This window comes from Mycolicibacter sinensis (assembly GCF_001667945.1).
GTDB lineage: Bacteria > Actinomycetota > Actinomycetes > Mycobacteriales > Mycobacteriaceae > Mycobacterium > Mycobacterium sinense_B.
The window spans coordinates 26,366-49,552 of sequence record NZ_LZJK01000027.1 but is presented as its reverse complement, the minus strand read 5'-3'; the positions used below and the strand labels follow the sequence as shown (position 1 = coordinate 49,552).

Genomic DNA, 23,187 nt, shown 5'->3' with positions numbered 1-23,187 from the left:
CATGGAGGGGTGACCACCGCGACCTTCGCCCGTCTTCGCCGCGCGGTCTTCGCCCGACACGCCAACCCGCTCAGCGCCTGGAGCCGCTGGGCGACGATGCCGCTGATCCTGCTGCCGGTGTGGCGGCGCTCCTGGCGGGATGCGGCGTGGATCTCGGTGTGGTTCGCGCTGAACCCGGTGATCTTCGGTGAACCGGCCGGGACGTCGGCCTGGTCGACCCGCGCGATGCTCGGCGAGGAGCAGTGGATCACCGACCGGCCCCGCGACGCCGCCCTGCTGCTGAATCTGGCCGGCAGCACCGCGACCGTCGCCGCCCTGGTGAGCGCCCGCCGCCGGCGGTTGCTGCCCGCCGTGATCGCGACGGCGGTGGCGATGACGCTGACCATGGGCTACTGGGCGTTGATGGTCCGCTACTTCGACCGCCGCCGGTAACGTGTCGAGCATGGGTGACGATCCGAGCGGCCCGCAGCCCGACCCCGGATTCGACGAGGCCGGCGTGCCGACCTTCGAATCGGTGCGCGAGAAGATCGAAAACCGGTATCAGACCTCGAACGGCGCGCAGGAACTGGATTCGGAGACGCCCGAGGGCCGCAGCGTCGAGAAGCAGTACCAGGACCTGCAGCGCGCGGCCGCCGAGCGACTGGAGCAGATCCGGACGTCGATGCATGAGGGTGAGCACTGACCGGTGCGCAGCTTCACCATCGCCGAGCGGCGAAACCGTTTGGCGCGCCGGCACTTCCTGGCCGCCGAAGCCGCGACCGAGCCGATAACGCAGGTGGCGGCCGCGCTGATCGGCCTGCACGCCACCGACCCCGCCACCCCCTATCTGTCGCTGTGGGCCCGGGTGGCACCGTTCGCCGTCGCCGACCTGGACAGTGCGCTGTATGAAAAGCGTTCCCTGGTCAAGCATCTGGCGATGCGCCGCACCCTGTGGGTGATCGATCCCGCCGATCTGCCCGCGGTGCAGGCCGCCGCCAGTGACCGGGTGGCCGCCACCGAGCGACGCCGGCTCATCGCCGATGTCGCCAAAGCCGGCGTGGCGGCCGACGGCGAACGCTGGCTCGACCGGGCCGGTGCGGCGGTGCTGGCTCACCTCGGCGAACACGGCCCGACCCGCAGCACCGAACTGCGCGCTGCCCTGCCGGAACTGGCCGGAACCTACGATCCGGCGCCGGGTAAGTCCTATGGCGGCCAAACGCATCTGGCGCCGCGGGCGCTGACCGTGCTCGGGGTCCAGGGTGACATCGTGCGCGGGCCCAACGACGGTGCCTGGACGTCGTCGCGGCCGCGGTGGACGACCGCCATGGACTGGCTCGGCGAGCCGGGTGACCCGCTGGCCGCCGAGGTGGCGCAGGCGCAGCTGCTGCGCACCTGGCTGCGGGCGTTCGGTCCGGCCACCGCCGACGACATCAAGTGGTGGTTCGGCACCACCAAAACCGCGGTCCGAAAGGCGTTGAGCGACATCGGCGCCGTCGACGTCGACCTGCACGGCACACCCGGATATGCACTGCCCGATGATCTGGAGCCCGAGCCGGAACCCGCGCCGTGGGGTGCGCTGCTGCCCGGGCTCGACGTCACCACGATGGGCTGGTATCACCGCGACTGGTACCTCGGCGAGCACCGCGGGCAGCTCTTCGACAACAACGGCAACGCCGGGCCCACGGTGTGGTGGAACGGGCGGATCGTGGGCGGCTGGTATCAGAATGCCGCCGCCCAGGTGCAATTGCAGCTGCTGGAGGACCCCGGCCGCCCGGCACGCCAGGCGCTGGAGAAGCGCGCAAAGCGGCTCACCGAGTGGCTGGGCGGGGTGCGGGTGCCGCCGCGGTTCCCGTCGCCGCTGGTCAAAGCGGCGCCGCGCTAAGCTTATGGCACTGGTACCATAACCATATGGCGCTGAAGAAGACGACGGTGATGGTCGATGAGGACGATCTCGCCGTGATCAAGGAGGCGGCCGCGCGAGACGGACGGCCGGAGTCGGAGTACTTTCGCGAAGCCTTCCACCTCGCTGCTTTGAGGGCCCGTCGCTGGCCTGAAGACTGGGACATTCCCGCGCTGAGCTTCGGACATCCGGTGACCGTTGACGAGATCCATCAGGTGGTCGCTGAGGTTGCCGGGCGCACTACCGAATGATCCTCGTGGGAGACACGTCCGGTCTGGTGGCCGCCCTGAACGTGGACGACCCGGAGCACGCCGCGGCACGACAGGCCCTGATCAAGGCTGCACTGACCGTCATCTCCCCCTTGGTTCTCCTCGAGATCGAACACGTCACCACGCGGAGCGTCGGTAGGCGGGAGGCGCTGGCGATCAACGATTGGCTACTCACCCAGGAGCGCACCGGGCGCGTCGCCGTCGACGTCGTTCCGGCTCGCACGCTGCGAACCGCTCGCGCTGTTCAAAACCGTTACGAAACCTTGCAACTCGACCTTACTGACGCGGTCACCGTCGTATTGGCCCAACAGTACGAGACCAACGCGGTGCTTACGCTGGACCGTCGCGATTTCCGGGCCATCGTCCCCCTCAACGGGGCTCCCGCATTTCGGCTGTTGCCCGACGACGCGTAACGCGTTCACACGCTAAGCGCTGGCCTTACGCCGCCGCTTGGTGGCTTTCGCCGGTTTGGCCGGCGCCCCCAGGATTTCAGCAAGAAACTTCCCGGTGTAGCTCTCCGGCACCGCCACCACATCCTCGGGTGTGCCGGTGGCCACCACCGTCCCACCGCCGGCCCCGCCTTCTGGGCCCATGTCGATGATCCAGTCCGCGGTCTTGATCACGTCCAGGTTGTGCTCGATGACGATCACCGTATTGCCTTTGTCGACAAGGCCGTTGATGACGCCCAGCAGCTTGGCGATGTCCTCGAAGTGCAGGCCGGTGGTGGGCTCGTCGAGGATGTAGACGGTTCGCCCGGTGGAGCGCTTCTGCAGCTCCGAGGCCAGCTTCACCCGCTGCGCCTCACCGCCGGACAGCGTCGGCGCGGGCTGCCCGAGGCGCACGTAGCCCAGGCCGACGTCGACCAGGGTGCGCAGGTAGCGGTGGATGCCGGTGATCGGCTCGAAGAAGCTACACGCTTCCTCGATCGACATGTCGAGCACCTCGGCGATGGTCTTGCCTTTGTAGTGCACCTCCAGCGTCTCCCGGTTGTAGCGGGCGCCGTGGCAGACCTCGCAGGGCACGTACACGTCGGGCAGGAAGTTCATCTCGATCTTGATGGTGCCGTCGCCGGTGCACGCTTCGCAGCGGCCGCCCTTGACGTTGAACGAGAACCGGCCCGGTTGATACCCGCGCACCTTGGCCTCGGTGGTGGCGGCGAACAGGGTGCGGATCTTGTCGAACACCCCGGTGTAGGTGGCCGGGTTGGACCGCGGGGTGCGCCCGATCGGCGACTGATCCACCCGCACCAGCTTGTCCAGGTGGTCCAGGCCGGTGATGCGGGTGTGCCGGCCGGGCACCAGCCGGGCGCCGTTGAGCTTGTTGGCCAGCACCGCCGCCAGGATGTCGTTGACCAGCGTCGACTTGCCCGACCCGGACACCCCGGTCACCGCGGTGAGCACGCCGAGCGGGAAGGCCACGTCCACGCCGGCCAGGTTGTGCTCGCGGGCACCGACTACGCCGAGCTGGCGCTTGGCATCCACCTTCCGTCGAACCTCCGGCACCGCAATGCTTTTCGCGCCGGACAGGTAGGCACCGGTGATCGAGTCGGGGTTGGCCAGCAAGTCGGCATAGGGCCCGCTGTGCACGATCCGCCCACCGTGCTCCCCTGCCGCCGGTCCGATGTCGACGATCCAGTCGGCGTGGGCGATGGTGTCCAGGTCGTGCTCGACCACGATCAGGGTGTTGCCCAGGTCGCGCAGCCGCACCAGGGTTTCGATCAGCCGACGGTTGTCACGCTGGTGCAGCCCGATCGACGGCTCGTCGAGCACGTAGAGCACCCCGACCAGGCCCGAGCCGATCTGGGTGGCCAGCCGGATGCGTTGCGCCTCACCGCCGGAGAGCGTTCCGGCCGCCCGCGACAGGGTCAGGTACTCCAGCCCCACGTCGAGCAGAAAGCTCAGCCGGGACTGGATCTCCTTGAGCACCTGACCGGCGATGGCCTGCTCCCGCGGGCCCAGGGTGAGCGCGTTGAGGAAGTCCGAGCAATCCGCGATCGACAGATCACTGACCTGCGCAATGGATTTGCTGCCGTACTCACCGGCGGCCAACGTCACCGCCAGGATCTCCGGCTTGAGCCGGGTGCCGGCGCACTCCGGGCACGGCACGTCCCGCATGAAGCCGGCATAGCGTTCCTTCATCTGCTCGGACTCGGTCTGCTCCATCTTGCGCTGCAAGAACGCCATCACACCTTCGAAATCGGTGTAGTAGGAGCGGGTCCGGCCGTAGCGGTTGCGGTACCGCACGTGGACCTGTTCGTCGGAGCCTTCCAGGATCGCCTTGCGGGCCTTGGCCGGCAGCTTGCGCCACGGGGTGTCGACATCGAAGCCCATCACGTCGCCCAGGCTCGACATCATCCGGGTGAAGTACTCGCTGGTGGGGCCCATCGACCACGGCGCCACCGCGCCCTCGGCCAGGGTGCGGTCCGGGTCCGGCACCACCAGGTCGGCGTCGACCTCCTTGCGGATGCCCAGCCCGGCGCATTCCGGGCAGGCCCCATACGGCGAGTTGAACGAGAATGACCGCGGCTCCAGGTCGTCGACGGACAGCGCGTGGCCGTTGGGGCAGGCCAGCTTCTCGGAGAACCGCTGCTCCCGGTGCGGGTGGTCGTCATCGCGGTCGACGAACTCCAGCACCACGATGCCGTCGGCCAGGCCCAGCGCGGTCTCGATGGAATCGGTGAGCCGCTGTTTGGCCGACTCCTTGACCGTCAACCGGTCCACCACGACGTCGACGTCGTGCTTCTCCTGCTTCTTGAGCTTGGGCGGATCGGTGAGCGAATGCACCACGCCGTCGACCCGGACCCGGCTGTAGCCCTGGGTGTTCAGCTTCTCGAACAGGTCGGCGAACTCGCCTTTGCGGGTGCGCACCACCGGCGCCAGCACCTGAAACCGCAGGCCCTCATCCATCGCCAGCACCTGATCGACGATCTGCTGGGGGGTCTGGCGGGCGATGCGCTCACCGCAGACCGGGCAGTGCGGGGTCCCGGCGCGGGCGTAGAGCAGCCGCAGGTAGTCATAGACCTCGGTGATGGTGCCCACCGTCGAACGCGGGTTGCGGTTGGTGGACTTCTGGTCGATCGACACCGCCGGCGACAGGCCCTCGATGAAGTCGACGTCGGGCTTGTCCATCTGGCCCAGGAACTGCCGGGCATACGCCGACAGCGACTCGACGTAACGGCGCTGGCCCTCGGCGAAGATCGTGTCGAAGGCCAGCGAGGATTTGCCTGACCCGGACAGGCCGGTGAACACGATCAGCGCATCTCGCGGCAGGTCGAGGTCCACACTGCGCAGGTTGTGTTCACGCGCGCCCTTGACGATCAGCCGGTCAGCCACCCGTCCATGCTAGGTGGCGCTACCGACACCCAGCTCAGGGCCAGTACGGTGGCGGATATGACGCCTTCGATCTCGGTTGACGACAGCTACACCGGTCACGTCGAACCCGGCACCGCGGCGCGCCGCACCCTGCCGGGGGCCTCGATCATCAAGACGTCGGTGGGTCCGATGGACAACAACGCCTACCTGGTGACCTGCGCGAACACCGGCAAGACGTTGCTGATCGACGCGGCCAACGACGCCGAGAACCTGGTGGCGCTGGTGCGCGAGCACGCCCCGGAGGTGGCGCTGATCGTGACCAGCCACCAGCACTTCGACCACTGGCAGGCCCTCGAAGCGCTCGCCGAGGCGACCGGGGCGCCTACGGCGGCGCACGCCCTGGACGCCGAGCCGCTGCCGGTGACCCCGGATCGGCTGCTGGCCGACGGCGACACCGTGACGGTCGGTGACCTGAGTTTCGACGTGATCCACCTGCAGGGCCACACCGAGGGCTCGGTGGCGCTGGCCCTGAACGGCGCGGCCACCGGCGGGGTGACGCAGTTGTTCACCGGAGATTGCCTGTTCCCGGGCGGGGTCGGCAAGACCTGGCAGCCCGGGGATTTCGAGCGGCTGCTCGGTGATGTGAGCCGCAAGGTGTTCGACCGGTTCGGCGACGACACCGTCGTCTATCCCGGCCACGGCGACGACACCACGCTGGGCGCCGAGCGCCCGCACCTGGCGGAGTGGCGTGAACGGGGTTGGTGACGCCGCAAAACGCCTTGTCAGCTGGTAAAAGCCGCCTATACTGAGGCCCTTCGGGGGGCCGGAGGCTGCGGAGGGGTCGGGTGACGGCCATACCGGCGTGTGCAACGTGCGGAACCGTGCCGCGCCAGGGTGCGCGGTTCTGCGATGGCTGCGGTTCGCTGATCGTGGCATCCACCGAGCACGCCGAGTACAAACAGGTGACGGTGCTCTTCGCCGACGTGGTGCAGTCGATGCAGCTCGCGTCGGCGGTGGGCACCGAGCGGCTGCGCGAAATCATGACCGAGCTGGTGACTCGGGCGGCGGCGGTGGTGCAGCGGTTCGGCGGCACGGTCGACAAGTTCACCGGTGACGGTCTGATGGCGATCTTCGGGGCGCCGATGGCCTTGGAGGACCACGCGGTGCGGGCCTGCCGCGCCGCCCTGGTAATGCAAGAGCAGGCACGCGGACTGGCCGAGCAGCTGCGCCACCGCGACGGGGTGGACCTGCAGGTGCGGGTCGGGATCAACTCCGGCGAGGTGATCGTCGGCGACCTCGGTTCCGGGGCGCTGGGTTACACCGCGATCGGTGAGCAGGTGGGGATGGCGCAGCGGATGGAGGCCGCCGCGCCGCCGGGCGGGGTGATGCTCAGCGCGGCGACCGCGCAACTGGTGGCCGCGGTGTCGGTGCTCGGGGAACCGGAGCTGGTGCGCGTCAAAGGTGTTGCCGATGCCGTCCCGGCGCGACGTCTGCTGAGCATGTCCCCGCGCCGCCAGCGCGACCGGTCCGCGGAGTCGGTACTGGTCGGCCGCGATGCGGAACTGGCCACGCTCAAGGCGATGCTGAGCCAGGCGGTCAACGGGCACGGGGCGGCGGTGTGCGTCGTCGGCTCGGCCGGGATCGGCAAGACGCGACTGGTCGACGAAATCATCCAGTGCGCGAAAGAGGTTGGCGTCGAGGTGTTTTCCGCGTTCTGTGAAGCGCACACCACCGATGTCGCGTTCCACGTGGTCGCCGGTCTGCTGGGCGCCGCGGCACGGGTCGGTGGCCTCGACGACGCGAATATGCGGGCCACCGTGCGGGCTCGGGTCCCCGATGCCGACCCCGAAGACATGCTGCTGCTCGATGACCTCCTGGGCATCGTGGAACCCGGGGTGGAGCTGCCGAAAATCGACCCGGATGCCCGGCGGCGGCGGCTGACCGCGCTGGTCAACACCGCCCAGCTGGCCCGCACCCATCCCGCGATCTTCGTCGTCGAGGACGTGCACTGGATCGACGAGGTCAGTGAATCCATGCTCGCGGACTTTCTGACGGTGATCGCCGCCACCTGCTCGCTGGCGCTGATCACCTGCCGCCCCGAGTACCGCGGCACGCTGCAGCAGGTGTCCGGCGTGCAGACCATGACCCTCGAGCCGCTCAGCAACCGGGACACCTCGCTGTTGGTGGCCGACCTCGTGGGTACGCACCCCTCGGTGACCGAGGTCGCCGCCATCATGACCGAACACTCGGCCGGGAACCCGTTCTTCGCCGAGGAGATCACCCGCGAGCTGGCGCAGCGCGGCGTGCTGATCGGTGAACGCGGCAGCTACCTATGCCGCACCGCCGCGGCCGAGATCCATGTGCCGGCCACCCTGCAGGCGACGCTGGCCGCGCGCATCGACCGGCTCGGCACGGGCGCCAAACAGGCCCTGGCAGCGGCCGCGGTCATCGGGACCCGCTTCAGCGGCGAACTGTTGGTCGAACTGGGCGTCGATCCGTGCGTCGAGGAACTGATCAGCGCCGAACTGATCGAACCGCTGTCCCCGCCGGCGCCGGACGCCGACTACGCGTTCGGGCATCCGCTGATCCGGGTGGTCGCCTATGAAGCACAACTGAAGTCCGGTCGCGCCGAGGTGCACCGACGGCTTGCCAGGGCCATCGAAGCGCGGGACCCCGCATCGGCTGACCAGAACGCCGCCCTGATCGCTGAGCACTGGGAAGCCGCCGGAGAGGGACATGTCGCTTACGGGTGGCATCTGCGCGCCGCGACGTGGGCGTTGAACCGCGACATCATCGCGGCACGAATGAGTTGGGAACGCGCCCAGAAGATCGCCGACACGCTGCCCGCTGACGATCCCAACCGGACCGCAATGCGGATCGTCCCGCGCACCATGCTGTGCGGGATCGCTTGGCGCGCAGGCTTGAACGACATACCGACCCGGTTCGAGGAACTGCGCGAGCTGTGCGACGCCGGCGGCGACAAGCCGTCCTTGGCGATCGCCATGGCGGGTCTGGTGATCGGCTACGTGTTCCAGGATCGGATCCACGAGGCCTCCGAGCTGGCCTCGGAAACGATGGCGCTGCTGGATTCCATCGACGACTCGTCCCTGACCGTGGGACTGTCGTTTGCGCCCATCTTCGCCAAGACCGAGTTGGACGGTTGGGATGACGTGGCGGAGTGGTCCCAACGAGTCATCGACCTGGCCGATGGCGATCCCACGATGGGCAATTTCCTGGTCGGCTCTCCGCTGGCGGTCGTGCTGGCCGAGCGCTCCATCGCACGGTGGCGCCTGGGCCACCCCGGGTGGCGCGACGACCAGGAACGCGCCCTCGCCATGGCTCGCGACACCGACCCGCTGTCCTTTGTCGTCGCGGTGGCATTCACCTACCAGGCCGCGATCGCCTATGGCGTCTTGAACGCCGACGACGCAGCGGTGCGCACCATCGAGGAAGCCGTCGCGCACGCGGAACGCTCGGGTGACGACTACACCCTGTCCAAGGCGCGGCAGAACTTGGGTTTTGCGCTGTTACACCGCCCCACCGTCGCCGAGCGCGAGCGGGGACAGCAGATCTTGACCCAGGTCGGCCAGGTGGGTGAGTTCCCGATCACCCTCGTCTTCCTGGCCCGGGAAAGGGCTCGGCACGGGGACCGCGAGCATGCCCTGGCACTCATCCGCACCGTCGCCGACCACCTGATCCGCAGGGGCCAGCTGCTGGGCTGGGGCTTTCACGCGACCAACGTTTTGGTGGAGACCCTGCTGGACGGACCCACCGACGCCGATATGGCCGAAGCCGAGGCCGCGATCGACTTGCTGGCGACCGCACCCGCCGAAGAGAACCTGGCGATTCGGGATGTCTGGCTGTTGCGGCTGCGGGCGCTGCTGTCCCAGGCGCGCGGCGACGCAGCCGCCTATGCCGGCTTTCGTGACCGCTGCCGCGACATGGCCGAAACACTCGGCTACGAAGGGCATCTCGCCTGGGCCGAAGCGATGCCCTGACGCTAGCCGGTGGTGTGCACGATCAGCACGTCCACCTTGGCGCGCCGCGAGACATTGGCCGGCACCGATCCGAGCAGCCGCCCGGCGATCGTGCTCAGCCCTACGTTGCCGACCACCAGCAGGTCGGCCTTGACCGACTCCGCCAGATCCACCAGCGCGTCCACCGGAGCGCCGACGACGGCCTTCTCCTCCACCTCGTAGGCCCCGGCCGCGATAGCGCGCTCCCGGGCTTCCTTGAGGATGGCGTAGATGGGGGCGTTGCCCGAGGCGATGTAGCTCTCGTCCTTCAGAGCATCGGTGGCCCGGGGGTCGTCGGCGTGCGGCAGGTAAGCGGTGGCGACGACGACCTTCGCGCCCTCCCCAGACGCCAGGTGACCGGCGCGGTCGACGGCACGCAGCGACGAATCCGAGCCGTCCGTACCGACCACCACCGTCTTGTAGCCGCTCATCCGTAACCCTCCCGGTGAAAAGTTGCTGTGTTCTAAGCCATGGCGACATTAACGCGTCGACGGCCCCGATGGGGGCGATTGGCGTCACATGTCGGCTGCGTCGCTGCACACACATCCGACCCGACCGGCCCCGAAATCACGGTAACGTGGAAATTCATCACCCTGGTCCCCGCCGAGAGGGCACGCCGTTGAGCCAGGTACTGACCCGAGCCCCGGCGACCACGACAGCGGCTCCGCTCCGCCGGCGGCGCACACCCCCGGATGCAGCGGTGATCGGGGGGCTGGCGACGGTGATCAGCGGGATCGGGGCGGGTCGGCCGTCGCTGTGGTTCGACGAGGCGGCGACGATCTCGGCGTCGACGCATCGTTCCCTGCCCGAGCTGTGGCACCTGCTGAGCCACATCGACGCGGTGCACGGCCTGTACTACCTGGTCATGCACGGCTGGTTCGCGGTACTGCCCGCCACCGAATTCTGGGCGCGGGTGCCGAGTTGTCTGGCGGTCGGCGCGGGCGCCGCCGGAGTGGTGGTCTTGGCTCGCCGGTTCGCCGACCGGCGGGTATCGGTGTGCGCCGGGGTGCTGTATGCGGTGCTGCCGCGGGTGACGTGGGCGGGTGTCGAGGCCCGCCCGTATGCGTTTGCGGCGATGGCCGCGGTGTGGCTGACGGTGCTGTGGGTCAGCGCAGCCCGCCGCAACACCGGCGCGCTGTGGGTGGGTTACGGCGCGGCGGTGGTGGCGTCGACGCTGCTGAACACCTTCACCGTGCTCCTGGTGGCGGTGCATGCGGTGGCGCTGCGGGTGGGCGGAGGCGGACGCTCGGCGAGGCGGCGCTTTGCCGCTGCGGCCGGCGTCGCGCTGGCGGCTCTGGCCCCGTTCCTGTGGTTCAGTCAGCGGCAGATCTGGCAGGTCGCCTGGATCGAGCCGCTGAACCGGCACACCGTCGTCGAGGTGGTGCAGCAGCAGTTCTTCGACAAAAGCGTGCCGTTCGCGGTCGGGGCATGGCTGCTGATCGCGGCCGCGGTGGCGATGCGCGCCCGCCGGGCACCCAGCGGCCAGGTGCGCCGGCTGCTGATCCTCTGCGCCGCCTGGATGATCATCCCCACGGTGGCCACCCTGGCCTATTCGGCGGTGGTGAAGCCCGTCTACTACCCGCGCTATCTGATCTGCACGGCGCCGGCGATGGCGATCGTCTTGGCCGTCGCGGTCACCACCGTCGCCGGGTCACGGCGCGCCGTCATCGGTGTCGTCGCACTGCTGGCGATCGCCGCGGCACCCAATTATGTTGTGGGCCAGCGTGGTCGGTACACCAAAGAAAAAGGCTGGGACTACAGCGCGGTCGCCGACGTGATCGACGCGCACGCCGCGCCCGGGGACTGCCTGCTGATCGACAACACCACCCGGTGGTTGCCCGGCCCTATCCGGGCGCTGACCGCCGCGCGTCCCGAAGCGTTCGCGAAGCTGACCGATCCCGGCCGGGGGCCGCACCGCCAAACCCTGGGGCGGCTGTGGGACGGGCACCTGGCGGTATGGGCGCTGACCGATCAGCTGGCCGGCTGCCCGGCGATCTGGACGATCACCGATCACGATCACGCGCTGCCGGCCCACCAGGTTGCTGCGATGCTGCCGATGGGCATCCGGTTCGCCCGGACCCCTGACGGTCAGGTGCTGGACCGGCTGGGTTTCCACGTCGTCGAACGCTGGCAGTTCACCTTCGCCCAGGTGATCAAATCCACCCGGTGAACCCGTCAGGAGGTGGCGCCGACCAGCGGCTCGGCACCGCGGCTGGCCCGATAGGCCACCACGCAGCCCAGGGCGGCCAGGGCCGCGAAGGTCGCGAACAACCAGCGGGCCGCCGGCAGGCCGGTGCTGATCGCGGTGTTGACCACCAGGCCGGCGAATCCCGCGCCGAACGCCCCGCCGATCAGCGCGATGGTGTTGATCGCGGCCGCGGCCGTGCCGCCCTCGGCGGGGTCGTCGACGCAGCTCATCGCCCACGCCGACAGGTGCGGCCAGCCGGCGCCGACGCCGATGCCGACGACCAGCAGGGCGATCGCCCAGATCGCACCGACCGCGGTCGGGTTGTAGTGGTTCATCCGGGTGAACGCGACCACCGCCAGGCCGGCCGACATCACCAGCGGCGCGCTGATCACCAGGCCGATGACCACCCGCACCTTGCTGACCGAGGCGCTGGCGATCTCGCTGAACGTCCAACCGGTCGACAGGGCGGCGCCCAAGAAGCCGGCCATCACCGGCGGCAGGTGGGCCAGCCGCTGACCCAGCAGCGGGATGTACAGGTTGGCCTTCGTGGTGGCCATCAGCAGGCCCAGCGTCACGTAGATCCACTTCTCCCGCCCCGGGTGGAACGCGCTGGGCGGCAGGACCGCCGCCGAGGAGCGCCGGTCCAGGACCAGGAACACCACCAGCAGCACGCCGCCCGCGATCAGCAGGCTGGCCGCGCCGAACAGGCTGTGTGGCAGCTGCGCGACGCTGACCGCCAGCGCGGCACCGCCGAGCAGCAGCAACGAGCGCACCGGGATCTTCATCGGTTCGCCGTGGTGGCTGCCGCGCCCGGCCGCCAGCACCACGCTCACCGCGGCGGCCATCACCGCGGACAGCGCCGCCATGACGCCGAACGCCCAGCGCCAGAGGCCGAACTGGGCGAACAGCCCGCCGGCTGCCGGCCCGACCAGGGTGCCGACCCCCCACATCGCCGATACCAGCCCGGACGCGCGGGTCCACAGCCAACTCGGTAGGACGGCGTTGATCAGCGCATAGCCCAGGCCGGCCAACAGGCCACCACCCATGCCCTGCAGGGTGCGCCCGACCAGCAGAATCTCCATGTGCGGCGCCATAGCGCACACCACGCCTCCGGCGCCGAACGCCAGCAGTCCCAGCAGGTACGACGACCGGGAACCGATGCGGACCAGCACCGCATTGGCCGCGGCGGCGGCGATCACCGATCCGACCAGGTACAAGGTGGTCACCCACGCGTAGAACCGCTCACCGCCGATGTCTTTGACGGTGCTGGGCAGCAGGCTGATCGTCAGAAACTCGTTGGTGGCGTAGAGGGCCACGCCCCCGGCCAGCACGGCCGAGGTGCCCAGGTACCGCTTTCCGAGCAGCTCACGCCAGCTGCCAGTGCTTACCGCGGAGTCGGTCATCACCGCGTCAGTCAGATCCACCACCGCATTGCAGTCAATCACGGATCATCACGACACGCGAAAACACCCCGCTTGCTGGCGCGTCACTTGATCCCGGCCGCGTCCATCCCCCGCAACTCCTTCTTGAGGTCGGCGATCTCGTCGCGGATGCGTGCGGCGAGCTCGAATTGCAGGTCACGCGCCGCGTTCATCATCTGTTCGGTGAGGTCTTTGATGAGGTCGGCCAGTTCGGCGCGTGGCATGCCGGTGGTGTCGCGGCCCTCGAAGACCCCGGCGCTGACGGCCCGGCCGGGCTCGCCCTGGGCGCGCCGCCCCCGGGAGGCATTGCGCCCCGAACCCGCGACCTCGACATTCTCACTGTCGGCGGCTTCCCGATACACCTGGTCGAGGATGTCGGCGATCTTCTTGCGCAGCGGCTGCGGGTCGATACCGTGGGCCTCGTTATAGGCGATCTGCTTGGCCCGGCGCCGCTCGGTCTCGTCGATGGCCTCTTGCATCGAGTCGGTGATCTTGTCGGCGTACATGTGCACTTCACCGGAGACGTTGCGGGCCGCCCGGCCGATGGTCTGGATCAGGCTGCGCGTCGAGCGCAGGAACCCTTCCTTGTCGGCGTCGAGGATCGATACCAGCGACACCTCGGGCAGGTCCAGGCCCTCCCGCAGCAGGTTGATGCCGATCAGGACGTCGTAATCGCCGAGCCGCAGCTGGCGCAGCAGCTCCACCCGGCGCAGCGTGTCGACCTCGGAGTGCAGGTAGCGCACCCGGATTCCCGTCTCCAGCAGGTAGTCGGTGAGGTCTTCGGCCATCTTCTTGGTCAGGGTGGTGACCAGCACCCGCTCGTCGGCCTCGGCGCGCTGCCGGATCTCCCCGATCAGGTCGTCGATCTGGCCCTTGGTCGGCTTGACCACCACCTTCGGGTCCACCAGGCCGGTCGGGCGGATCACCTGCTCCACGAACTCACCGCCGGCCTGGCTGAGCTCGTACGGGCCCGGGGTGGCCGACATGTAGACCGTCTGCCCGATCCGATCGGCGAACTCCTCCCAGGTCAGGGGCCGGTTGTCGCAGGCCGACGGCAACCGGAACCCGAACTCCACCAGGTTGCGTTTGCGCGACATGTCGCCCTCATACATGCCGCCGATCTGCGGGACGGTGACGTGCGACTCGTCGATGATGAGCAGAAAGTCCTCGGGGAAGTAATCCAGCAGGGTGGCCGGCGGGGAGCCGGGGCCGCGGCCGTCGATGTGGCGCGAATAGTTCTCGATGCCCGAGCAGAACCCGACCTGGCGCATCATCTCGATGTCGTAGTTGGTACGCATCCGCAGCCGCTGGGCTTCCAGCAGCTTGCCCTGCTGTTCCAGCTCGTCGAGCCGGGCGGCCAGCTCCTCCTCGATGGTGGAGATCGCCTGCGACATCCGTTCCGGGCCGGCCACGTAGTGGGTGGCCGGGAAGATCCGCAGCGAGTCGACCTTGCGGACCACGTCCCCGGTGAGCGGGTGCAGGTAATACAGTGCCTCGATCTCGTCGCCGAAGTACTCGATACGGACGGCCAGCTCCTCATAGGACGGGATGATCTCGACGGTGTCGCCGCGCACCCGGAAGGAGCCGCGGGTGAACGCCATGTCGTTGCGGGTGTACTGCACGTCGACCAGCAGCCGCAGCAGTCCATCCCGCGGCACCTCGGAACCGACCTGGAGCTCCACGGAACGATCCAGGTAGGACTGCGGGGTGCCCAGGCCGTAGATGCACGACACCGACGCCACCACCACCACGTCGCGCCGGGACAGCAGGCTCGAGGTCGCCGAATGGCGCAGCCGCTCCACGTCGTCGTTGATGGAGCTGTCCTTCTCGATATAGGTGTCGGTCTGCGCGATGTACGCTTCCGGCTGGTAGTAGTCGTAGTAGGAGACGAAGTACTCGACGGCGTTGTGCGGCAACATCTCTCGTAGCTCGTTGGCGAGCTGTGCGGCCAGCGTCTTGTTCGGCGCCATCACCAGGGTGGGCCGCTGCAACCGTTCGATCAGCCAGGCCGCGGTGGCCGACTTGCCGGTGCCGGTGGCGCCCAGCAGCACCACGTCCTTCTCCCCCGCCTTGATGCGCCGTTCCAGGTCGGCGATGGCGGCCGGCTGGTCACCGGCCGGCTGATACTCGCTGACGACGTCGAACCGGCCACCGGCCCGGACGATGCCTGCGACAGCGTCAGCAGGCGGCCGGTACTCCGAATGCGCGACGACCGGGTGTTCCGTTGCAAAAGCCACGAACCCAGGGTAAGCCGGGTGTCTGACAAGGAGAGGCGGTCAGCGGTGCACCCACCGAAGCACGAAACCTTCGACCTGGTCGCATACACCAACACCGACCCCAAGGGGGTGGTGCGTGCCGTCGACGTCTATACCGTGCAGCCGTGGGGTCTCTACCTGGCCCGGCCCACCCCGGGCCGGGCCCAGTTCCACTACCTGGAGTCCTGGCTGCTGCCTGCGTTGGGGCTGCGCGCGACCGTCTTTCACTTCAACCCGGGCCACGAACGCGACCAGGACTTCTACCTCGATGTCGGCGACTACACGCCCGGCCCGGCGCTGTGGCGCTCCCGGGACCACTATCTGGACCTGGTGCTGCGCACGGGGCAGGACGTCACGGTCACCGACGTCGACGAGCTGATGGTCGCCGTGCGCGAGGGCCTGCTCAGCCAGGACGACGCCGAACGGGCGGTGCTGCGGTCCCTCGCCGCCGTCGACGGCCTGGCCCGCAACGGCTATGACCTGCAGCGCTGGCTGACCGGCCAGGGCATGCCGGTGTCCTGGCCGGTCAGCGAGGGTCTCACCGGCGCGCCGCCGGGATCCCACTAGCCCCACGAGTCTCGTCGACGCCGGGCTGCGAGCCCGGACAGTTAGGTAATCTCGTGAACATGAACGCCAACCTGCGAATCGGTGTCGCCACAGCGACCACCGCGGCCCTGCTCGGGTGCGGTCAGCTGATCCCAGCGCCGGCGGCGGCGTCCCAGGAGCTGCACAACGTCACCTACATCGCGCGGGTCGACGCCTGGACCCAAGGCAGCGTCGTCACCTTCATGCTCAACGACTACCAGACCGCCAGCGGCGACATCGACGGCTTCGGGGCACCGTTCGAAGCCAACGCGGTGTTGTCCGATCCGAGCAAGGCGGGCATGGTGATCCGGCTGCGCTGGCCGTCGTCGGCCAACGTGCACTGCGAGATCCACGTGGACGACATCGTCGCGGTCAAGAGCGACCGGTTCGTCTCCACCTGGAAGGACAGCAGCGACCCGCGCAACGGCGCGATGCTGTGCGGCGCGCTGATCAGCAGCATGGCCTGACCGGCCCTACGGGCGCCATCCGGTGTCGTCGGCCCATGCCCACGCCCGCCGGTAGGCGCCGTCGAGCCAGGGTTCCTTGGCATCGGCGTACGCCGCGATGCCACCGTCGGCGCCGGCACGTTCGGCCTCCCGCTTGACCGCCAGGTACTCGGCGCGTGCGTCGGCGTCGGCGGCCAACCATGCCGGGAACAGCAGAGCGAACCGCTGATTGGGCCGGCCGTCTACCCGCAGGTGGACGTTGGTGGGCCGTCCCGGATCGGCGGAGGCGTGAAACCGCTTCTCCCACAACGGCAAGTCGCTGGTGTGAGCGACATCGGTGGTGATCGACTCGATCCGGGGGTAGCCGGCGGCCAACAGATCCTCGGCGAGTTCGTCGGCGACGGCGAGCGATTCCACCGTGACCTGAACATCGATGACGTTCTTGGCGTCCAGCCCCGGCACCGCGGTGGACCCGATGTGGTCGACCCGGATCGCCCGGTGCCCGCAGCAGGTCCGCAGCCGCGCCAGGATGCGCTGGGCTTGATCGGGCCAGGACGAATCGGCCGGCACCAGCGTCGTCGGCGACGGCACCGGACGGCGGGCGGCGATGTTGTCCGCGAACGGCACAATGCGCTGCTGCCACAGCCGCAGTGCCTGCGCCGCCAGGTCGTCGGGGTCTCCGGAGTTGTCCAACCAGACGTCGGCGACCGCGCGGCGCTGCGGCTCGGTGGCCTGCGCGGCCACCCGGGCCCGCGCGTCGGTCTCCGCCATGCCGCGGTACCGGAGAAGTCGCGCGACCCGGGTCTCGATGTCCGCGTGCACCACGATCACCAACGGGAACATCGGCGCCATCTGCGACTCGACCAGCAGCGGGATGTCCTCGACGATGATCGCGTCCTCGCCCGCCATTGCGATCAGCTCGCTGCGCCGCCGCGCCACCAGCGGGTGCACGATGCCGTTGAGCGTGGCGCGTTTGTCGTCGTCGCTGAACGCGATCGCGGCCAGCGCGGGGCGGTCCAGCGCCCCGTCTTCCAGCAGGATGCCCGGCCCGAAGGCCTCCACCAGGGCGGCCAGGCCCTCGGTACCGGGTTCCACCACCTCACGGGCGATGACGTCGCCGTCGACGACGATGCCGCCACATTCAGCGAATGTGGCGGCAACTGTCGACTTCCCGGCGCCGATACCGCCGGTCAGGCCGATACGCAGCATCCGGCAGCGTGACTAGGCGCTGTTACCGGCGAGCTTCTCCCGCAGCGCGGCGAGCTGCTCGTCGCTGGCCAGCGAACCGCCGGCCGGCGCGTCGTCGCGGTGCGAGCCGTTGGCGCCGGAGCGCGGCTCGGCGTGCTCGGCGGCGGCGAACTTCTCGATCTGCGCGGTGTGCATCTTGTGCCGGCGCTCGGCCTCGGCGTAGCGGGCCTCCCATTCGGCCCGCTGCTTGTCGAAGCCTTCGATCCACTCGTTGGTCTCGGCGTCGAAGCCCTCGGGGAAGATGTAGTTGCCCTGCTCGTCGTAGCTGTCGGCCATGCCGTACTTCGACGGGTCGAACTCCTCGGTGTAGTCCTCGTTGGCCTGCTTGAGGCTCAGCGAGATCCGGCGCCGGTCCAGGTCGATGTCGATGACCTTGACCATGGCGTCGTCGCCGACGGCGACCACCTGGTCGGGCACCTCGACGTGCTGCTCAGCCAGCTCGGAGATGTGCACCAGGCCCTCGATGCCCTCCTCGACCCGGACGAACGCACCGAACGGCACCAGCTTGGTGACCTTGCCCGGCACGATCTGGCCGATGGCGTGGGTGCGGGCGAAGTGCCGCCACGGGTCTTCCTGGGTGGCCTTGAGGCTCAGCGACACCCGCTCGCGGTCCATGTCGACGTCGAGCACCTCGACGGTGACCTCGTCGCCCACCTGAACCACCTCGGACGGGTGGTCGATGTGCTTCCAGGACAGCTCGGAGACGTGCACCAGGCCGTCCACCCCGCCCAGGTCGACGAACGCGCCGAAGTTGACGATCGAGGAGACGACACCCTTGCGGACGGCGCCCTTCTGCAGCTGGTTGAGGAACTCGCTGCGCACCTCGGACTGGGTCTGCTCCAGCCAGGCGCGGCGGGAGAGCACCACGTTGTTGCGGTTCTTGTCCAGCTCGATGATCTTGGCTTCGATCTCGCGGCCGATGTAGGGCTGCAGGTCGCGGACCCGGCGCATCTCCACCAGCGAGGCGGGCAGGAAGCCGCGCAGCCCGATGTCGAGGATCAGGCCGCCCTTGACGACCTCGATGACGGTGCCCTTGACGGCCTCGTCCTTCTCCTTGAGCTCTTCGATCGTGCCCCAGGCGCGCTCGTACTGGGCGCGCTTCTTGGACAGGATCAGCCGACCCTCTTTGTCCTCCTTGGTCAGGACCAGAGCCTCGACCTCGTCACCGACGGACACCACCTCGTGGGGGTCGACGTCGTGCTTGATGGACAGCTCGCGGCTGGGGATGACGCCTTCGGTCTTGTAGCCGATGTCGAGCAGGACCTCGTCCCGGTCAACCTTGACGATCGTCCCCTCTACGATGTCGCCATCGTTGAAGTACTTGATCGTTTTGTCGATGGCGGCGAGAAAATCCTCGGCCGAGCCGATGTCGTTGACGGCTACTTGCGGCGAGGTGACGGTGGGACTTGGCATGTGTTGGGTTGCTCCGGACAAGTTGTGGTCGTAGGGACGGGGTAGTAACGGTCTAGTCACGCATGCGGGGCATGCGGTGGCCACGATCTCGGTCTAGGACTAGTCGAGGCCTACCTGTCGAGGCTACTCGACGTGTTGCACGCTGGACAAACCGGTGGTCTACGCTGCGTCGCTATGCCCGGGATGCGGAACCGCCGAAAGGTCGGAGCGCCGCTGTTCGTCATCGTCCTGCTCAGTGTCCTCACCGCGTTGCTGCTGCTGGTGTTCACCGCCGCCAACCCCGCCGGCACGTTGACCGCGTTGGTGCTGGCCAGCCTGTCGATGCTGGTGGTGCTGTTCTGTTACCGGTGGCTGGACCGCTGGGAGCCTGAGCCGCGACGGCTGCTGCAGCTGGCCTTTCTGTGGGGGGCCTCGGTCGCAGTGCTGCTGGCGGTGGGCCTGGAGACCTTCGGGTCCTCGGTGGCCACCGTGCGGCCGCTGGTGTCCAAGACCTTCGATATGGCCGCGATCCAGGCGCCGTTCATCGAGGAAGCCGCCAAGGGCCTGTTTCTGCTGATCATGCTGACCGGCCGACGGCGCCATGAGCTGAACTCGCTGACCGACTGCATGGTGTATGCGGGCATCACCGCGGTGGGATTCGCCTGGATGGAGGACATCGTCTACATCGCGCCGGCCGAGTCGCCGACCCAGATGGCGGCCGTCGCCATCGCGCGGCTGATCTTCGGGCCGTTTGCGCACCCGCTGTTCACCACGATGACGGGTATCGGGGTGTTCTTCGCCCTGCGCCGCCGCGGCTTCTGGGGGAAGGCGTCGGTGATTCTGCTCGGGTATCTGGCGGCGGTCGCGATGCACGCCTCGTGGAACGCCTCGCTGGCGATGGGCGGCGCCCGATTCTTCCTGGTGACCTATGTGACCTGGATGGTGCCGGTGTTCCTGCTGATGGTGTTGCTGGGTGTACTGAGCCGCCGGCACGAACAGCAGTTGGTGGCGAGCAAGCTGCCCGCGATGGTGGCCGGCGGACTGATCAGCCCGAACGAAGAGACCTGGCTGGGCTCGATCCGGACCCGCAAGCAGGCGATCCGCGAGGCGCGGCGCATCGGGGGCCGGCCCGCCGCCCAGTCCGTCAAGCGGTTCGCCGCCCAGGTGGTCGAGCTGGCGTTCGTACGGGACCGCATCGATCGCGGCTTCGGCGACCCCGAGGTGTTCGCCCTGCAGCACGAGGACGCCTATGGGGTGGTGGCCGCCCGGACGGCGGCGCCGGTGCTACACACCATGGCCGGGTACCGCTCGCCGGCGCTGGTGCGGCGCTGACCCCCGCGCCGAGTGTCCGGTTGTGTCACGCGAATTGCCCCGCTGACGTACATAACCCGACACTCGGCGGGCCTCCGGCAGCGACTCAGTGCGCGGCGGCGTCCCAACTGCGCCCATAGCCGACCGCCACCTCCAGCGGCACGCTGAGCTCATAGGCGCCGCCCATTTGCGCGCGCACCAGCTTTTCCAGCGGCTCACGTTCGCCGTCGGCCACCTCGAACAGCAGCTCGTCGTGCACCTGCAGCAGCATCCGCGACCGCAGATCGGAGGCCTTCAACGCCTTATCGACGTTGATCATCGCCACCTTGATGATGTCGGCGGCGCTGCCCTGGATCGGGGCGTTGAGCGCGGCCCGCTCGGCGGACTCGCGGACCTGACGGTTGCTGCTGTCCAGCTCCGGCAGGTAGCGCCGCCGGCCCAGCACCGTCGAGGTGTAGCCGTCCTTGCGGGCCTGCTCGACGACCCGGTGCAGGTAGTCGCGCACCCCGCCGAACCGGTCGAAGTAGGCGTCCATCTGCTCTTTGGCCTCTTCGGTGGAGATCTTGAGCTGCTGGGCCAGCCCGTAGGCGCTCAGCCCGTAGGCCAGGCCGTAGGACATCGCCTTGACCCGCCGCCGCATATCCGGCGTCACGTCGTCGATCGGCACGCCGAACGCCCGCGACCCGACGAACGAGTGCAAGTCCTCGCCGGTGTTGAACGCCTCGATCAGGCCCGCATCGCCGGACAGGTGCGCCATGATGCGCATCTCGATCTGGCTGTAGTCGACTGTCATCAGCTCGCTGTAGCCGGCGCCGACCACGAACGCGTCGCGGATCTGCCGGCCGGCGTCGGTGCGGATCGGGATGTTCTGCAGGTTGGGTTCGGTGGACGACAACCGGCCGGTCGCCGCGATGGTCTGGTTCAGCGTGGTGTGGATACGGCCATCGGAGGCAACCGATTTCAGCAAGCCGTCGACGGTCACCTTGAGCCGGGTGACGTCGCGGTGGGTCAGCAGGTGCTCCAGGAACGGATGGCCCGTTTTGTCGAACAGCGACTGCAGCGCGTCGGCGTCGGTGGTGTAGCCGGTCTTGGTCTTCTTGGTCTTGGGCATGCCCAGCTCATCGAAGAGCACCACCTGCAGCTGCTTGGGCGAGCCGAGGTTGATCTGCTTGCCGATCACCGCATAGGCGGCCTCGGCGGCATCGCGGATCTCGTCGCCGAACCGGCTCTGCAGCTGGCTGAGGTGATCGAGGTCAACGGCGATGCCGGCGGTCTCCAGGTCGGCCAGCACCCGCTGCAACGGCAACTCGATGTCAGCGAGCAGGCCGCCGGAGTCGATGCGGGCCAGCTCGGCATCCAGGGCGTCGGCCAGGTCGGTGACCGCCCGGGCCCGCAGCAGCGCGGTCGCGACCGCCTGATCGTCGACGCCATCGGTGTCGTCGAGCAGCGAAAGCTGTTGCTGCTCATCGGATTCGGCCCGCAGCTCGCGGCGCAGGTAGCGCACCGACAGATCATCAAGGCTGAAGCTGCGCTGCCCAGGCCGCACCAGGTAGGCGGCCAAGGCGGTGTCGGAGCTGACACCGTCGAGAGCCCAGCCGCGGCCGGCCAAGTCATGCATCGCCAGCTTGGCTTCGTGCAGCGCCTTGGGTTTGTCGGGGTCGGCCAGCCAGGCGGCCAGCGCGGCCTCGTCCTCGGCGGTCAGCGTCGCGGTCTCCAGGTAGCCGCCGTCACCGTCTCCAGCGGCGATCGCCAGCGCGGTGGTGTCGCTGTCGAAACTGCGGTGGCTGCCGATGACGGCCAACCCGGCACGCCGCCCGTCGCCGGCATGTTCGGCCAGCCAGGCGCCGACGGTTCCCGGCTCCAGGGCACCGCCGCGCACGTCGAAGCCCTCGTCGACCTCGGGCTCGGCGGTGGCGAGTGTCTCGAAGAGCCGGTCGCGCAGCACCCGGAACTCCAGGTCGTCGAAGAGCTGGTGGATCTGTTCGCGATCCCACGGCAGCAACCGCAGCGTGTCCGGTGTCTGCGCCAACGGCACGTTGCGCACCAGATCAGTGAGCTCCCGGTTGAGGATCACAGCAGAAAGATTGGCGCGCAAGGCATCTCCGACCTTGCCCTTGACGGTGTCGACCTGATCGACCAGCCCCTGCAGGGAGCCGTACTCGACGATCCACTTCGAGGCGGTCTTCTCCCCCACCCCGGGGATGCCGGGCAGGTTGTCGCTGGGGTCGCCGCGCAGCGCCGCGAAGTCCGGGTACTGCGCCGGGGTCAAGCCGTACTTCTCCACCACCGCCTCGGGGGTGAACCGGGTCAGATCGCTGACGCCCTTGCGCGGGTAGAGCACGGTCACGTTGTCGTTGACCAGCTGCAGCGCGTCGCGGTCGCCGGTGACCACCAGCACCCGGTAGCCCTCGGCGTCGGCCTGGGTGGCCAGGGTGGCGATCAGGTCGTCGGCCTCATAGCCCGGCTCGGACAGCGTGGTGATGCCCAGGGCGGTCAGGACTTCCTTGGTGATGTCGATCTGGCCGCGGAACTCATCGGGGGTGGACGACCGGGTGGCCTTGTACTCCGGGAAGCGCTCGGAGCGGAAGGTCTGCCGGGACACGTCGAACGCGGCGGCAATGTGGGTGGGATTCTCGTCGCGGAGCAGGTTGATCAGCATCGCGGTGAACCCGTAGACCGCGTTGGTGGTCAGGCCGCTGCGGGTCTTGAAGTTCTCCGCGGGCAGGGCATAGAACGCCCGGTACGCCAGCGAGTTTCCGTCCAGCAGCAGCAGCGTGGGTTTGGTCGGGGTGTCGTGCGCAGCGTCGGCGGGGGCGGTCTGGGCTGGGCTCACAGACCCAACTCTATGCACCCGGGACCGACACCC

The 23,187-nt window shown here is 68.7% G+C and carries 18 protein-coding genes; 11 read left to right on the top strand and 7 right to left on the bottom strand.

Annotated elements, in window-relative coordinates; genetic code table 11:
- Positions 1-9: 9 nt before the first annotated feature.
- The 5 genes from A5694_RS02625 to A5694_RS02605 are packed head-to-tail and all read left to right on the top strand — an operon-like array spanning position 10 to position 2,561.
- Positions 10-432: a DUF6653 family protein gene (locus A5694_RS02625; protein WP_064920292.1), complete on the top strand. Its 423-nt coding sequence runs from the start codon at positions 10-12 to the stop codon at positions 430-432.
- Between the two features lie 10 nt (positions 433-442).
- A complete protein-coding gene (locus tag A5694_RS02620; RefSeq protein ID WP_064920291.1) occupies positions 443-682 on the top strand; it encodes a hypothetical protein in 240 nt (79 codons plus the stop codon).
- Between the two features lie 3 nt (positions 683-685).
- Positions 686-1,861, top strand: a complete 1,176-nt coding sequence (locus tag A5694_RS02615; protein ID WP_064920290.1) for a winged helix DNA-binding domain-containing protein — start codon at positions 686-688, stop codon at positions 1,859-1,861.
- A gap of 26 nt (positions 1,862-1,887) precedes the next feature.
- The gene (locus A5694_RS02610; RefSeq protein ID WP_064920289.1) at positions 1,888-2,130 is read left to right on the top strand and encodes a ribbon-helix-helix protein, CopG family; all 243 of its coding nucleotides are present in this window, start codon (positions 1,888-1,890) and stop codon (positions 2,128-2,130) included.
- Positions 2,127-2,561 carry a type II toxin-antitoxin system VapC family toxin gene (locus tag A5694_RS02605; RefSeq protein ID WP_064920288.1) on the top strand — a complete coding sequence of 145 codons (435 nt, stop codon included), beginning with the start codon at positions 2,127-2,129 and terminating at the stop codon, positions 2,559-2,561. Before A5694_RS02610 ends, A5694_RS02605 begins: the two co-directional genes overlap by 4 nt.
- A 12-nt stretch (positions 2,562-2,573) precedes the next feature.
- Here the strand turns inward: A5694_RS02605 and uvrA are convergent, their stop codons facing one another.
- Entirely contained in the window at positions 2,574-5,480 is a 2,907-nt protein-coding gene (gene uvrA, locus A5694_RS02600) for an excinuclease ABC subunit UvrA (RefSeq protein WP_064920287.1), read from the bottom strand.
- A 57-nt stretch (positions 5,481-5,537) separates the two neighbouring features.
- Here uvrA and A5694_RS02595 point away from each other — a divergent pair, with 57 nt between their 5' ends.
- Together A5694_RS02595 and A5694_RS02590 are read left to right on the top strand one after the other, a co-directional pair.
- Positions 5,538-6,224, top strand: coding sequence for an MBL fold metallo-hydrolase (locus A5694_RS02595; protein WP_064920286.1), 687 nt, complete (start codon positions 5,538-5,540; stop codon positions 6,222-6,224).
- Between the two features lie 80 nt (positions 6,225-6,304).
- The gene (locus A5694_RS02590; RefSeq protein WP_064920285.1) at positions 6,305-9,457 is read left to right on the top strand and encodes an ATP-binding protein; all 3,153 of its coding nucleotides are present in this window, start codon (positions 6,305-6,307) and stop codon (positions 9,455-9,457) included.
- A 2-nt stretch (positions 9,458-9,459) separates the two neighbouring features.
- On the opposite strand, the gene A5694_RS02585 is transcribed toward A5694_RS02590, so the two are convergent.
- Positions 9,460-9,906, bottom strand: a complete 447-nt coding sequence (locus A5694_RS02585) for a universal stress protein (RefSeq protein WP_064920284.1) — start codon at positions 9,904-9,906, stop codon at positions 9,460-9,462.
- Between the two features lie 269 nt (positions 9,907-10,175).
- Here A5694_RS02585 and A5694_RS02580 point away from each other — a divergent pair, with 269 nt between their 5' ends.
- Positions 10,176-11,645, top strand: coding sequence for a glycosyltransferase family 39 protein (locus A5694_RS02580; protein ID WP_064920283.1), 1,470 nt, complete (start codon positions 10,176-10,178; stop codon positions 11,643-11,645).
- A 5-nt stretch (positions 11,646-11,650) separates the two neighbouring features.
- Here A5694_RS02580 and A5694_RS02575 read toward each other — a convergent pair whose 3' ends face one another.
- Positions 11,651-13,066: an MFS transporter gene (locus A5694_RS02575; protein WP_064920300.1), complete on the bottom strand. Its 1,416-nt coding sequence runs from the start codon at positions 13,064-13,066 to the stop codon at positions 11,651-11,653.
- Positions 13,067-13,149: 83 nt separating this feature from the next.
- Positions 13,150-15,321, bottom strand: a complete 2,172-nt coding sequence (gene uvrB / locus A5694_RS02570; protein WP_064920282.1) for an excinuclease ABC subunit UvrB — start codon at positions 15,319-15,321, stop codon at positions 13,150-13,152.
- A gap of 45 nt (positions 15,322-15,366) precedes the next feature.
- On the opposite strand from uvrB, the gene A5694_RS02565 reads away from it, so the two are divergent.
- On the top strand, positions 15,367-15,906 hold the full coding sequence (locus A5694_RS02565; protein WP_064920281.1) for a DUF402 domain-containing protein: 540 nt from the start codon (positions 15,367-15,369) through the stop codon (positions 15,904-15,906).
- Positions 15,907-15,965: 59 nt separating this feature from the next.
- A complete protein-coding gene (locus A5694_RS02560) occupies positions 15,966-16,391 on the top strand; it encodes a hypothetical protein (RefSeq protein ID WP_064920299.1) in 426 nt (141 codons plus the stop codon).
- A 6-nt stretch (positions 16,392-16,397) separates the two neighbouring features.
- Here A5694_RS02560 and coaE read toward each other — a convergent pair whose 3' ends face one another.
- Together coaE and rpsA are read right to left on the bottom strand one after the other, a co-directional pair.
- A complete protein-coding gene (gene coaE, locus A5694_RS02555) occupies positions 16,398-17,579 on the bottom strand; it encodes a dephospho-CoA kinase (RefSeq protein ID WP_064920280.1) in 1,182 nt (393 codons plus the stop codon).
- Between the two features lie 12 nt (positions 17,580-17,591).
- The gene (rpsA, locus tag A5694_RS02550) at positions 17,592-19,031 is read right to left on the bottom strand and encodes a 30S ribosomal protein S1 (RefSeq protein WP_064920279.1); all 1,440 of its coding nucleotides are present in this window, start codon (positions 19,029-19,031) and stop codon (positions 17,592-17,594) included.
- 174 nt (positions 19,032-19,205) lie between these two features.
- Between rpsA and A5694_RS02545 the strand changes: the two genes are divergently transcribed.
- Entirely contained in the window at positions 19,206-20,342 is a 1,137-nt protein-coding gene (locus tag A5694_RS02545) for a PrsW family intramembrane metalloprotease (RefSeq protein WP_234786331.1), read from the top strand.
- 85 nt (positions 20,343-20,427) lie between these two features.
- Here the strand turns inward: A5694_RS02545 and polA are convergent, their stop codons facing one another.
- Entirely contained in the window at positions 20,428-23,154 is a 2,727-nt protein-coding gene (gene polA / locus A5694_RS02540) for a DNA polymerase I (RefSeq protein ID WP_064920277.1), read from the bottom strand.
- Positions 23,155-23,187 lie beyond the last annotated feature (33 nt).